At 69.2% G+C, this 12634-nt stretch carries 14 protein-coding genes; 7 read left to right on the top strand and 7 right to left on the bottom strand.

The features are described 5' to 3' along the window. Window position 1 precedes the first annotated feature (1 nt). From JIW86_RS40450 to JIW86_RS40435, 4 genes are all read right to left on the bottom strand, one after another. A complete protein-coding gene (locus JIW86_RS40450) occupies window positions 2-367 on the bottom strand; it encodes a hypothetical protein (protein WP_257559718.1) in 366 nt (121 codons plus the stop codon). Between the two features lie 14 nt (window positions 368-381). Next, window positions 382-1635, bottom strand: a complete 1254-nt coding sequence (locus tag JIW86_RS40445) for a helix-turn-helix domain-containing protein (RefSeq protein WP_257559881.1) — start codon at window positions 1633-1635, stop codon at window positions 382-384. Between the two features lie 450 nt (window positions 1636-2085). Beyond that, window positions 2086-2900 (bottom strand): IS5 family transposase gene (locus tag JIW86_RS40440; RefSeq protein ID WP_257552171.1). Its coding sequence is split into 2 segments (ribosomal slippage): window positions 2086-2558 and window positions 2558-2900, totalling 816 coding nucleotides; the frame shifts between segments, so codons are not numbered across the junction. Between the two features lie 48 nt (window positions 2901-2948). Then, window positions 2949-3784, bottom strand: a protein-coding gene (locus JIW86_RS40435; protein ID WP_416237711.1) for an IS5 family transposase whose coding sequence is annotated in 2 segments (ribosomal slippage) — window positions 2949-3434 and window positions 3437-3784 — 834 coding nt in all. Because the reading frame shifts where the segments join, the coding sequence is not laid out codon by codon here. A 233-nt stretch (window positions 3785-4017) separates the two neighbouring features. Here JIW86_RS40435 and JIW86_RS40430 point away from each other — a divergent pair. Genes JIW86_RS40430 through JIW86_RS40415 form a run of 4 tightly spaced genes read left to right on the top strand, consistent with a single transcriptional unit; the run spans window position 4018 to window position 7097 of the window. Continuing rightward, window positions 4018-4155, top strand: coding sequence for a hypothetical protein (locus JIW86_RS40430; protein WP_257559717.1), 138 nt, complete (start codon window positions 4018-4020; stop codon window positions 4153-4155). A gap of 14 nt (window positions 4156-4169) precedes the next feature. Further along, the gene (locus tag JIW86_RS40425; RefSeq protein WP_257559716.1) at window positions 4170-5357 is read left to right on the top strand and encodes a cupin domain-containing protein; all 1188 of its coding nucleotides are present in this window, start codon (window positions 4170-4172) and stop codon (window positions 5355-5357) included. Continuing rightward, window positions 5354-6262, top strand: coding sequence for an aldo/keto reductase (locus tag JIW86_RS40420; RefSeq protein WP_322975633.1), 909 nt, complete (start codon window positions 5354-5356; stop codon window positions 6260-6262). Before JIW86_RS40425 ends, JIW86_RS40420 begins: the two co-directional genes overlap by 4 nt. Then, the gene (locus JIW86_RS40415; RefSeq protein ID WP_257559714.1) at window positions 6243-7097 is read left to right on the top strand and encodes a hypothetical protein; all 855 of its coding nucleotides are present in this window, start codon (window positions 6243-6245) and stop codon (window positions 7095-7097) included. The genes JIW86_RS40420 and JIW86_RS40415 overlap by 20 nt, the downstream gene beginning before the upstream one ends. A 538-nt stretch (window positions 7098-7635) precedes the next feature. Here JIW86_RS40415 and JIW86_RS40410 read toward each other — a convergent pair. Together JIW86_RS40410 and JIW86_RS40405 are read right to left on the bottom strand one after the other, a co-directional pair. Beyond that, complete coding sequence (locus JIW86_RS40410; protein WP_257559713.1) at window positions 7636-7848, bottom strand: hypothetical protein; 213 nt, start codon at window positions 7846-7848, stop codon at window positions 7636-7638. A gap of 109 nt (window positions 7849-7957) precedes the next feature. Next, window positions 7958-8845: a glycosyltransferase family 2 protein gene (locus tag JIW86_RS40405; RefSeq protein ID WP_257559712.1), complete on the bottom strand. Its 888-nt coding sequence runs from the start codon at window positions 8843-8845 to the stop codon at window positions 7958-7960. Window positions 8846-8918: 73 nt separating this feature from the next. Between JIW86_RS40405 and JIW86_RS40400 the strand changes: the two genes are divergently transcribed. After that, window positions 8919-9674, top strand: a complete 756-nt coding sequence (locus JIW86_RS40400; RefSeq protein ID WP_257559711.1) for a transferase — start codon at window positions 8919-8921, stop codon at window positions 9672-9674. On the opposite strand, the gene JIW86_RS40395 is transcribed toward JIW86_RS40400, so the two are convergent. Beyond that, window positions 9625-10047 (bottom strand): MarR family winged helix-turn-helix transcriptional regulator, encoded by a 423-nt coding sequence (locus JIW86_RS40395; protein WP_257559880.1) that lies wholly within the window; start codon window positions 10045-10047, stop codon window positions 9625-9627. The two genes, JIW86_RS40400 and JIW86_RS40395, sit on opposite strands and share 50 nt — an antisense overlap. A 287-nt stretch (window positions 10048-10334) precedes the next feature. Here JIW86_RS40395 and JIW86_RS40390 point away from each other — a divergent pair, with 287 nt between their 5' ends. Together JIW86_RS40390 and JIW86_RS40385 are read left to right on the top strand one after the other, a co-directional pair. Further along, window positions 10335-10709 carry a cupin domain-containing protein gene (locus tag JIW86_RS40390; RefSeq protein ID WP_257559710.1) on the top strand — a complete coding sequence of 125 codons (375 nt, stop codon included), beginning with the start codon at window positions 10335-10337 and terminating at the stop codon, window positions 10707-10709. A 110-nt stretch (window positions 10710-10819) separates the two neighbouring features. Continuing rightward, the gene (locus JIW86_RS40385) at window positions 10820-12460 is read left to right on the top strand and encodes an MFS transporter (protein ID WP_257559709.1); all 1641 of its coding nucleotides are present in this window, start codon (window positions 10820-10822) and stop codon (window positions 12458-12460) included. The last annotated feature ends 174 nt before the right edge of the window (window positions 12461-12634 follow it).

The raw sequence follows: 12634 nt of genomic DNA, 5'->3' as shown, positions 1-12634 counted from the left end.
ATCAGCTGCACGCCTTCTCGATGGCCTCGAAGATGTCGGCGTCGGTCTCCTGCTGCCAGGACGGCAGGTCAGGCCAGTCCGCCACGTAGCCCGGCTTCGGCTCCTCGAAGTGCTTGAACATCTGTGCCGTCCAGCACGTCGCGACGAACCGGCCCTTCTGCTCGCGGGACAACCTCGACGTGTGGCCACCGCTGATCTCGATGAACTGCCGGACCTGGTCGTAGACCGAGCCTGCGGCCTCGCGCTCCCACTGCGGGGTGTCTTCCCACGGGGTGACGTAGCCGGCCTTCGGCTCCCCGGGGAAGTGCTGGTGCACTCCCGCGATCCAGGTCTCCCGGAACAGTCGTGCACCTTCGGTCTGCGACATGCCTACCCCTCTCGTCACGGCGTGCTCAGCGTGGCGATCTCCGCCCCCAGCTCCGCTACGCGGTGGTCGCGGCTCAAGGGACCGAACTCGTCGCACAGGGCTTGGAGTCTACGGGCGACGTACCCGGATGCTGAGGCTCGGGCCAGGCTGACGGCCTCCCGCCCGTACGCAAGAACCTGGTCGGGATCACGCCGCTTCGCTCCGATGGCGGCCAGGCTGGTCAGCACTGCGCCCCGGCGCCTATACGACTGCCCCGAGGCAAGGGCCGTCTGGGCCAATGCGGCCTTCAACGTCGCCTCCGCCAGGTCCAAGCGGCCGAGCTGCACGTACCGTGCTCCGCGTTCCTCGGCCAAGCGGGTGCCGTCGAAGCGGAGCCATCCGCCGTTCGTGCTCTCCGCGGTGAGGTCCCTGACCTTCTCGGCCTGGTCCAGCGCGCGTTCGCACGCTGTGAGGTCCCCAAGGCCGGCGTACGCCTCCGCTTGGACCGACGCGACCCAATGCCGCGTCGAAAGGTCGTTGTCCCCTCGACCGGCCAGCCGTTCGGCCGCACCCAGCATCTGCGCCGCCTGGCGGTAGCGCTGCTCGGACATGTCCACGTAGGCGTGGCGTACGAGGGCGCAGGCCCACAGGTCGTACGCGCCCGCGTCCTTGCTGACCGAGGCCGCGAGCGAGTACGAGGCTGCGGCGTCGGTGTACCGGTTCCCGTCGAAGGCGACTTCGCCGGCCATCTGGAAGAGGTCGGCCGCTGCGCTCAGGAGGGGGCGGGAGCTGCCTCGGCTGGCGGCCAGTGCTTCGTTCAGGGTCGTCAGCTGGTCACGGATGACGGGGTAGACCGAGCCTTTCGAACGCGCCAGTTGGTAGACCTGCCACAGGTGGCTGTTCATCCGCTCGAAGTCGGCGGGCATCCCCCTCAGCACCCCATCGGTGAGGGCCTCGGCCTCGCCGACCGGTAGGGCCGTCAGGGCCCCGCTGACCGTGAGGATGCGGAGGAATTCGCGGCGGATCATTTCGTCGGGGTCTCCCGCGCTCGGGTGGTCACTGGACTGCTGCCCTGTGGCCTCCTGCCCTGCGGCTCGTAGCTCTGTCAGGAGGGCGTCAAGCTCTTGGAGGCTGACTTCGAGGGCGATGGCCAAGCCTCGCCGCTGGGGTGGCTGCGGTTCGATCCTGCCGCTCTCCCAGCGCCCGACCGTCGTGCGGTCCACGCCGAGTAACCCGGCCAATTTCTCCTGACTGTAGCCCAGGGTCTTGCGCCGTTCGGCTAGCCCCATGACGACCCCTTCCCGCGACTTCGAAGCCTGCGGCACCCGTGCACGGATCTGCTCCAAGAATGCGGCATGTATGCCGTGGAGTCCGCCGACTTCCGGCGCTTTCCTGGGAGTTGTCGCGAACAGACCGGGCATGACGCAGCGGAAGGGTGCGGGTATGGCAACGCAGAACGGCGCTGGGGGACACGTTCACGAACGGCTCTCTCGGCCTCTCGACCTAGCTGCGGAGCCTCGCCTCCTCATGACGCTTCGCGTCTCCCGAGACGCCGGCCGTACGTGGTCTCAGACGACCCGTGTCCAGTCGGGTGATCCGTACGTCATCCTCTCGGACCCGGGCCGCTACCCGCCGTGTGAGTGCCCCCGCTGCCTCGGCTCCTCGCCCGTGTCGGCCCGCGCCCAGCGTCCCGCGGAGACCGAGCCGGGGGCGGCGTAGTGCACGGCTTAGACCGTGTCCTACATGGTGAGGTTGAGGAAGCGTTTGTAGCAGCAGATGGCTGCGGCCAGGCCGAGAAAGGCCAGGTAGTTGCCGGGGTTCCGCTCATAGCGGTGGTTGAGCCGGCGGTAGCCGGTAAGCCAGGACATCGTCCGCTCGATCACCCACCGGCGGCGACCCAATCGTTCGCTGGACTCGATGCCCTTGCGGGCGATGCGGACCCCGATCCGCTTGCCCCAGAGCCATCGCCGCAGGTGGGGGATGTCGTAGGCCTTGTCCGCGTGGAGTCGTGTCGGCTTGGAATCGGCTGCGTGGGATTCGTGTCCCATGTGGAAATGAGACAGCATCGGCTTCAGCCCGAGGCTGTCGTGGGTGTTCGCCGCGGAGAGTCCGACGCGTAGGGGCAGTCCATCCGCGTCCGACAGGACGTGCATCTTGGAACCTGACTTGCCCCGGTCCACGGGACTCGGACCTGTGAGTTCGCCCCCTTTTTAGCGCGGACGTGTGCGGAGTCGAGTACCGAACGGGAGAGGTCGACCAGGCCCTGTTCGTCCAGGAGCTGGAGGACCTTCTGGTGAAGCCGGCCCCAGACCCCGGCCCGCGACCAGATGACAAACCGGCGGTGCACAGTCGACTTCGACGCCCCGAAGCACGGAGGCAGGGCCCGCCAGGCGCACCCGCTGACCAGCACGTAGATGATGGCGGCGAAGACCGCCTCATCATCGATGTTCGCGATCCCGCCACCTTGCGGCCGGACCCGTGCCGGCGGCAACAACGGCCGCACTATCTCCCACAGTCCATCCGGAACGATCCATCCCCACCGTCCACTCCCCATGCCCACCACAACGGTCAACGAGCCATGTAGGACACGGTCTTAGAGGTCCTAACAAAGGCGTTGGACGTGGCGGTGGGTGATGAGGCAGGTGGCGAGGCCGAGGAAGGCCTCGTGGATGTCGTCGCGTCGTTCCCACCGGATTCGTAGCCGGCGGAAGCCGTGGAGCCAAGCGATGGTCCGTTCCACGACCCACCGGTAGACGCCGAGGCCGGAGCCGTGCGGGACACCTCGGCGGGCGATCACCGGTTTGACGCCCAGCGCCCAGACGAGACGGCGGTATTTGTCGTGGTCGTAGCCGCGGTCACCGAGCAGGGTGTCGGGTCGGTTGCGTGGCCGTCCGACCAGGCCGGCGACCGATGGGATCTTCTTCAGCAGGGGTATCAGCTGGGTGACGTCGTTGCGGTTCCCGCCGGTCAGCGAGACGGCGAGCGGGATGCCCTGGCCGTCGACGATGAGGTGGTGCTTGCTGCCCGGACGTGCGCGGTCGACCGGGCTGGGCCCGCTTTTGGGCCCCGTCGAGCGGCCCGGACGTGGGAGGAGTCGATCACCGCCCTCGACCAGTCCAGCTTCTTCGCGATCCGCAGCTTCTTCAGCAGCACCAGGTGCAGTTGGTCCCAGACGCCGGCGTCGTTCCATGCGGCCAGGCGCCGCCAGCAGGTCATGCCTGATCCGAAGCCCAGCTCCTGCGGCAGGTACTCCCACTGGATCCCGGTATGCAGTACGAACAGGATCCCGCAGAGGGCCTGCCGGTCCGGCACCCGAGGGCGTCCCTCCACCTGTTTCGGCGCCGGCGCAGGCAGCAACGGCTCGATGAGCGACCACAGTTCATCCGACACGATCCATGGCCGCGACTGACGTTTCCCCACGGCCAGACCAACGACCATCCGAACCGAAAGTCACATGATCAACAGCTTCTGTTAGGGCCTCTTAGGCAGGTGGGTGCTCCGCCGGGTCGGCCGGTTCGCCGGCCCTCTGTACCTGGCGATGGTCTTCGGCTCGGTGGCTCTGTACGCCTTGGGCGTCATCGCCACGTCGTAGCTGATCGGCTCACCTGCTCGACCCCAGTCTTCCCACCGAATTTCCGGTGGGAGTTCCCCAAGTTAGAGAGGGAAGTTCGATGGTGGAAGAGAACATCAGTTCCGTGACCCCCGAGGGGGGTGGCCTGCTCGTCGCGAAGCGGAAGATCGTCGCCGCGCGGACCCGCGCCGAGCAGGAGTCCGACGTCAGTAGCGGCCGTTCCGACGGCAACGACTGACGGGGCCGCCCACGATGCTTGATGCAGCCTCGTGGGCGGGGCGTCTGGGCGGGGACACGTTCCTCGCCCAGACGTACCACCGCTCCTACGCGCACTTCCCTGGCGCCGCCGAGGTGGCGGGCCTGTTCACCTGGGACGACCTCAACCACATCATCGCCACGCAGCGTCTCGAGCCGCCCCGGCTCCGTCTGTCCGCCGACGGCGAGATGGTCCCGCTGCACCGGTACGCGGTCCCCACGACCAACCGTCGCGCGGTGACCTGGTCCCGCATTCAGCCGGCCGAGCTGCACACCCAGCTCAAGGACGGCGCCTCGCTGGTCCTGGACGCGGCCGAGAAGATCCACCCCACCGTACGGGAGGCGGCCGAGGGGCTGGAACGCTTCCTGGGCACCTCCGTGCAGGCGAACGTGTACGCATCGTGGACCGAGCGAGAGGGCTTCGGCCTCCACTGGGACGACCACGATGTCGTGGTGGTGCAACTGCACGGCTCCAAGCGGTGGCGCCTGTACGGGGCCACACGCCAGGCCCCTACTTTCCGAGACGTCGAATCGCCTGAGCAGCCGGAGGGCGACCCCGTGGCGGACATCGTGCTCGCGGCCGGTGACGTGCTCTACCTGCCGCGCGGCTGGTGGCACGCGGTCACCGCGGACCAACGCACTGAATCCCTCCACCTGACCTTCGGGATGGTCCCGCACACCGGCGCCGACCTCATGCTCTGGGTCGTGGACCAGCTCCGGGCCAGCCTGCCTCTGCGCACGGACATCCCCCGCTTCGCCACGCTGCCGGAACAGTCGGACTTCCTGGCCGCCGTACGCCGCGAAGTACTCGACTTCCTGGCCGATCCCCGGGTGATCGAGCACTGGGCGGAGTCCGGCGACACGACCGACCTCGGGCATCCCGTCCCGTCGCTGCCCTACGTTGACGGGCTCCCCGCCATGCCGGAGATCACCGTACGGCTCACCGCCCCACGGGCACGTGTGACGGTGAACGACGGGCACAGCACGGTCACGTTCTCGGCGGCCGGGACAGCCTGGGACTTCGCGGAGTCCGCCGGGCCGGTCCTTCGCACGCTGTTGCTCGGCCAGCCGACGACGCTGGGGGACCTTGCCTCAACTGCGGGCCTGGGGGTCAAGGACGTGGCCGACCTAGTCTGGGTCCTCATCGAGGGCCAGGCCCTCGCTGTCGTGGGGACGGGGCTGTGACCGCGTCCCTGGCCCTTGGCACCTACAGGGTCCGAGACGTGGTGGAAGCAGCGCGCATGGCGGTGCAGGCCGGGACCCCGTGGATCGACACTGCCCCGAACTACGCCGACGGCCAGGCCCTCCATGACCTCGGCAGGGTCCTGCGGGAAGCCCCCAGCCCTCCGCTCGTCGCCACCAAGACGGGCTTCTTCACCCGAAGCCAGGGGCGAGCCGCCCTCAGCCGGGGCCTGCTCACCGAATACGACGCCTCCGCCGGCCACTGCCTCGACCCCTCGTTCGTCGGCTATCAGGTGGAAGAAGCGCTTGCTCTCCTCGGCCAGGTGGACCTGATGTTCGTACACAACCCGGAACGGGCTGGTCGCGGAGTGGACCGGTCGGCGATGCACTGGCGGCTCCGCGAGGCGTTCACCGTCCTGGAGGAGCAGGTGCACGAGGGGCAGATCCCCGGCTACGGAGTGGCCACCTGGTCGGGCCTGCGGGAAGGGGCGTTCAGTGTGCCTGAGCTGCTGGCGCTAGCCCGGGAGGCCGCAGGGTCCCCCGATCACCACCTGATCGCGGTACAGATGCCCGTCGGCCTGATCGATGATGCCCCGATCACGCAGGCCCTGAACGGGGGCGGTCCGCTGGTGCAGGCGAAGGACGACGGGCTGATCACGTTCGGCTCCGCCCCCCTGCACGGCGGCGAACTGCTGGATGCGATGACACCCGAACTGGTGGATCTGATCCGCCCCGGGCTGTCGGCCGGCACCGCTGGAGTCCTGGCCGCCGCGTCCTGCCCCGCCCTGGACTTCGTTCTGACCTCCACCACGAATCGTGATCACTGGGACGATGCGGTGAAGGCACTCGCTTCGCCCCTCGACCCCGAACACCTCAGGAGAGTGACCGATGAACTCGCCACCGGATGAGGACATCCGAGCACTCATGGAGACCGCGCACGAGCGGGCGGCCAAAGCCCTGGGCCTCACATGTACGGGCTCGCCGGTGTGGGGCTTTGCCGGATTCACCCTGGGGCGCGGCACGGGCGACTACTGGCTTCGGGTCAGCCGCGGCCACTTGAAGAACGCGGGGCGCACGCCAGGACAAGGACCCGTGGGCGCGTCCCTCCTCGTGCCCCGCGATGTGCCGCGTCCGGCGCTGCACGGCGTCCACGACTGGGTGGACGGCGAGTGGTCGTTTCAGTCCGAGGTCCTGGACCGCGTGCCGCACCCGGTGGTCTCACCCACTCGCGCTGACCTGGTCAGGGACCCCGCTCTTCCGGAGCCGTGGTGGGGCCTGCTGGGGCGTTCGCTCGACCGCCTGACGCAGGTCGAGGGGACCAAGGAAACCGTCCGGGACACCTGGATCGAGCGGGCCTTCCCCCAGTTCCTCGGCATCCCCGCCCCCACGAAGATCGAACGCGTCACCGGCCACGGCGACCTCCACTGGGGCAACATCACCGGCCAGCCCCTGACCTTCCTGGACTGGGAACGCTGGGGCCGCGTCCCCGTCGGCTACGACCCCGGACTCCTCCACGCGCACAGCCTCCTCGTGCCGACTGTCGCCGAGCGCATCCGGGCCGACTTCGCCCAGGTCCTCAGCACCCCGGCCGGGCGTATCGGCGAGCTGGCAGCGATCGCTGAACTCCTCCAGGCCGTCGCCCGCGGCTTCTACCCCGAGCTGGCGCCCCACCTCCTCGACCGAGCCGAGGAACTGACCGGTGTCCGCCCTCCGGTCTCAGCTCCCGCCGAGGTCAATGCCTGACTCTGGCCTCTCCCCCGGCCCCGGCGCACCCCTCCCGCGCCGGGGCCTGCTCGCGTAAACCACCGCCCTTTCTTTAGGAGTTGGCACCTGATCCGGTCAGGTGACCACGCGGTCGGCCGGAGCGGCTTTGGCCGGTGTCCTGTTCGGGTTGGGGTCGGACATTTTCAAGGGGCCTTACGCTGGCCGGCAACTCGGGCAAGGGTGGGGCCAAGCCGCCCTGTCGTCCAGCTCCCCGCGCGTGGGCTCCGGCTGAACCGACTCGGGGGAGTCCTACGACTCCCGGGGCCTCAAGAAGCGTGCCCGGAAGGCCACCCTCGAGGTACCGATACCGCCGGTCCTGGTCCGTCTGATCCGCAACCACATCGCGGAGTTCGGCACGGCCGAGGACGGCCGACTCTTCCCTGCGGCCCGCGGCGGCAGCCTGCTCAGCAAGGAGTACGGCGACCTCTGGAAGGCCGCTCGCCGCATCGTCCTCACCCCGCACGAGTTCAAAACTCCTCTTGCAGAGGTGCTGTACGGCCTCCGGGCCGCTGGCGTCTCACTCCGGCTGGAGTCCGGCTTCTCCCCGGCCGAGGTCGCCCGCCGTGCCGGCCACAGCATCGCCGTGCTGTTCCGCTTCTACGCCAAGGCCATTCACCGAGACCAACACCGCTCGAATCAGCAGATTGAGCAAGCCCTTCACGAGACTGGGCGGGTACGCCTCCGTCCGGCGCATGGAGAACGTCCTGGGATGGAAGCCGAAGGTGAGCATCACCGACGGGGTGGCCCGCTACGTCCAGTGGCTCCAGGACACCCCGCAGGCCGCGCCCGGCTGGTTGTCGGAGTCCGCGCCCGCCTAGGTCCTGTCCGCCCGACATCCCCTAAATGACCGGCGGTCGGCCCAGCCGCGCCATTCGTACGACGGTCCGCCACCGCATCGCACGCCGGGGGCCGCCGCTGGTGCGCACACCCTCGGCGAACCCGGCGAACCAGGGCCGCAACCCCGCCGCCGATCGGGTGCGCGCGACCGTCAGCAGCGTCCACACACCGAGGTAGACGGGTACGAGGGGGGCGGGCAGGTGGCGCTTGGCGAGCCAGACCCGGTTGCGGGCGGTCATCCGGAAGTAGACGGCGTGACGGGCCGGGGAGGTCTTGGGGTGCTGGAGCACGAGCGCCGGTTCGTACAGGATGTCCCAGCCGGCGTCCAGGGCCCGCCACGCCAGGTCGGTCTCCTCATGTGTGAAGAAGAAGGCGTCCGGCCAGGCGCCCGTCTGCTCCAGCATCGGCATGGACAGGGCGTGCCCACCGCCGAGGAACGTCGTCACCAGACCCCGCTTCATCGGGTCCTTGGCCCTCAGGCGGGGAACGTGGCGGCGCTGGGTCTCGCCGCTCTCGTCGGCGATCCGGAAACTGACGATGCCGAGCCGGGAGTCGGCCGCGTACAGGTCGGCGATCCGGCGGATCACGTCGGCATCGACCAGGAGGCCGTCGTCGTCCAGGTCCACCAGAACGTCGACGTCCCCGAACTCCCGCAGCTTGCGCCAGGCGACGTTGCGGCCCCCGGACACTCCCAGGTTCTCCTCCAACTCGACCCCGGTCACGCCATCCGGCAGTCCGGGAAGCGCGCAGCCGTTGCCGACGACCACGATCCGGGCCGCGGGCTCGTCCTGCTTGGCCACCGACTCCAGCAGGGCCCGCAGCTCGGGCATCCGGTCGCCCATGGTCAGCACGGCAACGCCCACCCGCGCTCGTCTCACAACCCACCACATTTCTCCGGCACCAGGTGAACGGCGAGCGTACCGCCGCCCAACCCTGACCCCGGCCACACGAAAGGCCACCCCGATGGCATCGCTCGTGCTCGGCGACTACGTCACCGCCCCCACCACCGGGCCGCTCGGCGCAACCGCGTACGGAAGCCTGGACACGTACGAACTCGCCGACTTCCTCGCCCGGTGGCCCGAGCTCCACCGACAGGCCCTCGATGCTCTCGGCGAAGCCGGCCGCATCCACCCGACCGCGTTCATCCACCCGCAGGCGATCATCGGGGACGACGTCATCGTCGGCCCCGGTGCCAAGGTCTACGAGTTCTCCGCCATCCGTAAAGGCAGCATCCTGTGCGCCGGGGCCTCGGTCGGTTTCAACTGCGAGGTCACCGCCGCCTTCATCGGCGAAGGTGCGGTCCTCGGCCACCGCATCGGCATCAACCGCACCGTCGTCGGCGCAGACGCCCACCTTTCGGCGGGCGTGACGGTGGCCGCCATCAACATGAGCGATGACATGCGCGCCCCGGACCGCGAGGTCATCATCCGCACCCACGACGGCATCTACCGATGCGGGACGCCCCAGTTCGGCGCCCTCATCGGCGACGGCACCCAGACCGGCAACAGCATCAGCCTCGGCCCCGGCGTCGCCATCGGTCGCCACGTCCGGATCAACAGCGGCGTCACCCTCGCCATCCGCAGCATCCCGGACTACTCCGTCGTCACCGCGCCCCACACCGCGGAGGCCGAGGTCCGCAGCCGTCGAGGCCCTGTCGGCCAAGCGCCGTTCACCACAGCGGGCGCAGCGGGGGCAGGTCGCCCTTCGTCATGGCTCTGATCAGGGCGGCGAGTTCGGCGCGGGGGACGCGGCGGTTCTGGGCTCCGAGGCGCTCGTCCAGCTCGCTCTCCATCTCGAACATGACGCGTCCGGCGACCGCGAGGTGCTCCAGCGCCCGGTCGGTCAGTACGACGAGTTTGCGCCGCCCGCCCGCCGGGTGGGGGCGCCGCTCCACGTAGCCGCGCGCCGCCAGGTCGTCGACGATCTGGCCGGCCGCCTGCTTGGTGACGCCGAGCTGCTCCGCCAGCTCGCTGCTGGTGGCGCCGTCCCCGTAAAGCGCCTGAAACACAAGTCCGTGCATCGGACGCAGGTCGTCGTACCCGGCCGAGTCGAGCCGGGATACGAATTCGGACAGGACCAGCTGGAAGGACATGCCGAGCAGATAGGTCAGCTCGGCTCTGGCCAGCGGGTCTCCGGCCTGGCCTGCTACCGCCCCGTTGCTTCCTGTCTCTGCTGTGGACTCCATCCGGCCATGCTGCCACACCCTGGAAAGACGCTTTACTCCCACGATCCCTCCCTTGCTCCAGCCGGACTCCAGCGGTTCTCGGTTACCTGTGGGAACAGTCTCGGCGCGGTTCTCTTTGCCGTTTGACACCTACGACTAAAGCAGCTTTACTCGTGGAGCAAGCGAAGTAAAGCTTCTTTACACAGGAGGTCGCAATGAACGTGGTCAGCGAGAGCGAGCAGCGGACTACCCGTACCCCTTCGGGTGCGATGTTCGGCCTCGCCGCCCCCAGCCAGGGCAGCACCGAGGTCAGCACCTGGCGCGTGGAGCTCGGCGCGGACTCGGCGACCCCGGTCCACATCATCGACCGCGAGCAGATCTGGATGCCGCTCTCGGGCGCGTTCAAGGTGACCATCGACGGCGAGGACGGGCAGGTCAAGGCCGGCGAGGCCCTGGCGATCCCCGGCGGCGCCGTACGTCAGCTCACCGCGGTCGGTGACACCCAGGCGCTCGTCGCCATGGCGGTCGGCGGCAAGGCCAGCATGCCGGGCAACGAGGACAAGAAGATTCCGCTTCCCTGGGCCGAGTAGTTCGGTCGGCCCGGCGACCTGAACCGAGGTCCGCGCTGCGCTCGCAGCGCGGACTTCGGCAGCGGCAGCGGCAGCGGCCATCAGAGGAAAAACTCTACGAAGGACGGGCAATGAATCCCGAAGTCAGCAGCGGGCGCCGCCGGGCGATCCTGGCTCTGCTCGCATCCACGGTGCTGGTCGTGGTCATGGACCTCACGATCATCAACGTCGCACTCAATCCCATTCAGCAGAGCCTTGATGCGACCAACGGCGAGCTCCAGTGGGCGCTGGACTCGTACCTGATCACCTTCGCGGCGTTCCTCTTCACCGGTGGCGTCTGCGCCGACCGGTTCGGCCGCAAGAAGACCCTGATCACCGGTCTCGTCCTGTTCGGTGTCAGCTCGGTGCTCGGCGCCTTCGCGACCGACATCGTCCAGCTCATCATCTGGCGCGCCGTCATGGGCGTCGGCGCGGCCGTGGTGCCCACGGTCACCCTCGCCATCCTCATGAACGTCTTCCCGCCGGCCGAGCGTCCCAAGGCCATCGCGGGCTGGGCCGCGGCCGCCGGTGTGGCCATGGCGGTCGGTCCGGTACTCGGGGGCGTGCTGCTCGAGTACTTCTGGTGGGGCTCGATCTTCCTCATCAACGCCCCGCTCATCGTCATCGCCGTCGCCCTGATGATCGCGCTGGTGCCCGAGTCGAAGAACCCGGTCCGCACCGCGTTCGACCCGCTCGGCGTGCTGCTGTCCATCGTCTCCGTCGGCCTGCTGGTCTACGGCATCGTCCTCGCGGGCGAGGACGGCTGGACCAGCACCGGTGCGCTCGGCGCCATCGCGGGCGGTGTGGTCCTGCTGGTCGCGCTGGTCCTCTTCGAGAAGAAGATCGCCGCGCCCTCGCTCGACGTCAGCCTCCTGAAGAACTCGCGCTTCGCGGCCGGCACCGGCGCCATCGCCCTGTGCTTCTTCGCGCTCATCAGCTCGATCTTCATCTCGCAGTTCTACTTCCAGGCCGTCCTCGGCTTCTCGCCGCTGGAAGCCGGTCTGCTCGTCCTGCCCATGGGCATCGGCTCCATGGTCGTCTCGGCCCGCTGCCCCAAGCTCGTCATGAAGTTCGGCCCCCGCGCCGTGGTCGCCGCCGGCTCCGCGGCCATCGCCCTGTACGCCGTGGGCGCGGCCTTCTTCGACGCCGGTACGCCGACCTGGCTGCTGGTCGTCGCGCAGCTGCTCCTGGGCATCGGCTGGGGCTCCATCATGGCTCCCGCCACCGCCTCGCTGATGTCCGTCGTGCCTCCGGTCAAGGCGGGCGCGGGCCAGGCGGTCTCGCAGACCGCCCGTCAGGTGGCAGGCGCCCTCGGCATCGCGATCATCGGAAGCCTGCTGAGCTCCGGCTACCGCTCCTCGATCGGTGACGCGGTGAACGTCCTTCCGGAGGCCCTGCGTGACGAGGCCGCCGGATCCATCGGCGGCACCGTACGCGCCGTCCAGGCCGCCAAGCTGGGCGACCAGGCCCCGGCCCTGCTGGCCAAGGCCTCCGACGCCTACGTCAGCGGCATGCAGTCCACGCTGTTCGTGGTCGCCGGTGTCGCCCTCGTCTCGGTCCTCGTGGCCCTGCGCTGGCTCCCCAAGACCCCGCCGGCCCCGCCCGGACCCCCGCCGGGCGCGGCCGCCCCGGGTGCCACGGCCCCCGGCGCCACTGCGCCGGGTGCCACGGCACCGGGCGCCCCCGCGGCCCCGCCCGCCCCGGCGAAGGACGAGCCGAGCCTCCGTTCCTGACCCGGCGCGCGCCGCGCCGCCCTCAGTGCCCGCCCACCCTTCGGGGTCGGCGGGCACTGTCCATTCTGCCGATAAACGGAATCCAACTCCCTTTATTGCAGGCCCAGTTCAAAGCATCCCGGACATGGCGGGACAAGCCGTCCCGCCCCCGCGACCGGTCGAAGAACGATCCAT

This window comes from Streptomyces sp. NBC_00162, assembly GCF_024611995.1.
Lineage (GTDB): Bacteria > Actinomycetota > Actinomycetes > Streptomycetales > Streptomycetaceae > Streptomyces.
Note: the sequence above shows the minus strand (reverse complement) of the source record. Positions and strands in the feature narration are given on the sequence as shown.

Coding starts and splice junctions, on each gene's coding strand:
- JIW86_RS40450 (WP_257559718.1), bottom strand. CDS start 367: ATGTCGCAGACCGAAGGTGCACGACTGTTCCGGGAGACCTGGATCGCG.
- JIW86_RS40445 (WP_257559881.1), bottom strand. CDS start 1,635: ATGGGGCTAGCCGAACGGCGCAAGACCCTGGGCTACAGTCAGGAGAAA.
- JIW86_RS40430 (WP_257559717.1), top strand. CDS start 4,018: ATGGTGGAAGAGAACATCAGTTCCGTGACCCCCGAGGGGGGTGGCCTG.
- JIW86_RS40425 (WP_257559716.1), top strand. CDS start 4,170: ATGCTTGATGCAGCCTCGTGGGCGGGGCGTCTGGGCGGGGACACGTTC.
- JIW86_RS40415 (WP_257559714.1), top strand. CDS start 6,243: ATGAACTCGCCACCGGATGAGGACATCCGAGCACTCATGGAGACCGCG.
- JIW86_RS40410 (WP_257559713.1), bottom strand. CDS start 7,848: ATGCTCACCTTCGGCTTCCATCCCAGGACGTTCTCCATGCGCCGGACG.
- JIW86_RS40405 (WP_257559712.1), bottom strand. CDS start 8,845: ATGTGGTGGGTTGTGAGACGAGCGCGGGTGGGCGTTGCCGTGCTGACC.
- JIW86_RS40400 (WP_257559711.1), top strand. CDS start 8,919: ATGGCATCGCTCGTGCTCGGCGACTACGTCACCGCCCCCACCACCGGG.
- JIW86_RS40395 (WP_257559880.1), bottom strand. CDS start 10,047: ATGTCCTTCCAGCTGGTCCTGTCCGAATTCGTATCCCGGCTCGACTCG.
- JIW86_RS40390 (WP_257559710.1), top strand. CDS start 10,335: ATGAACGTGGTCAGCGAGAGCGAGCAGCGGACTACCCGTACCCCTTCG.
- JIW86_RS40385 (WP_257559709.1), top strand. CDS start 10,820: ATGAATCCCGAAGTCAGCAGCGGGCGCCGCCGGGCGATCCTGGCTCTG.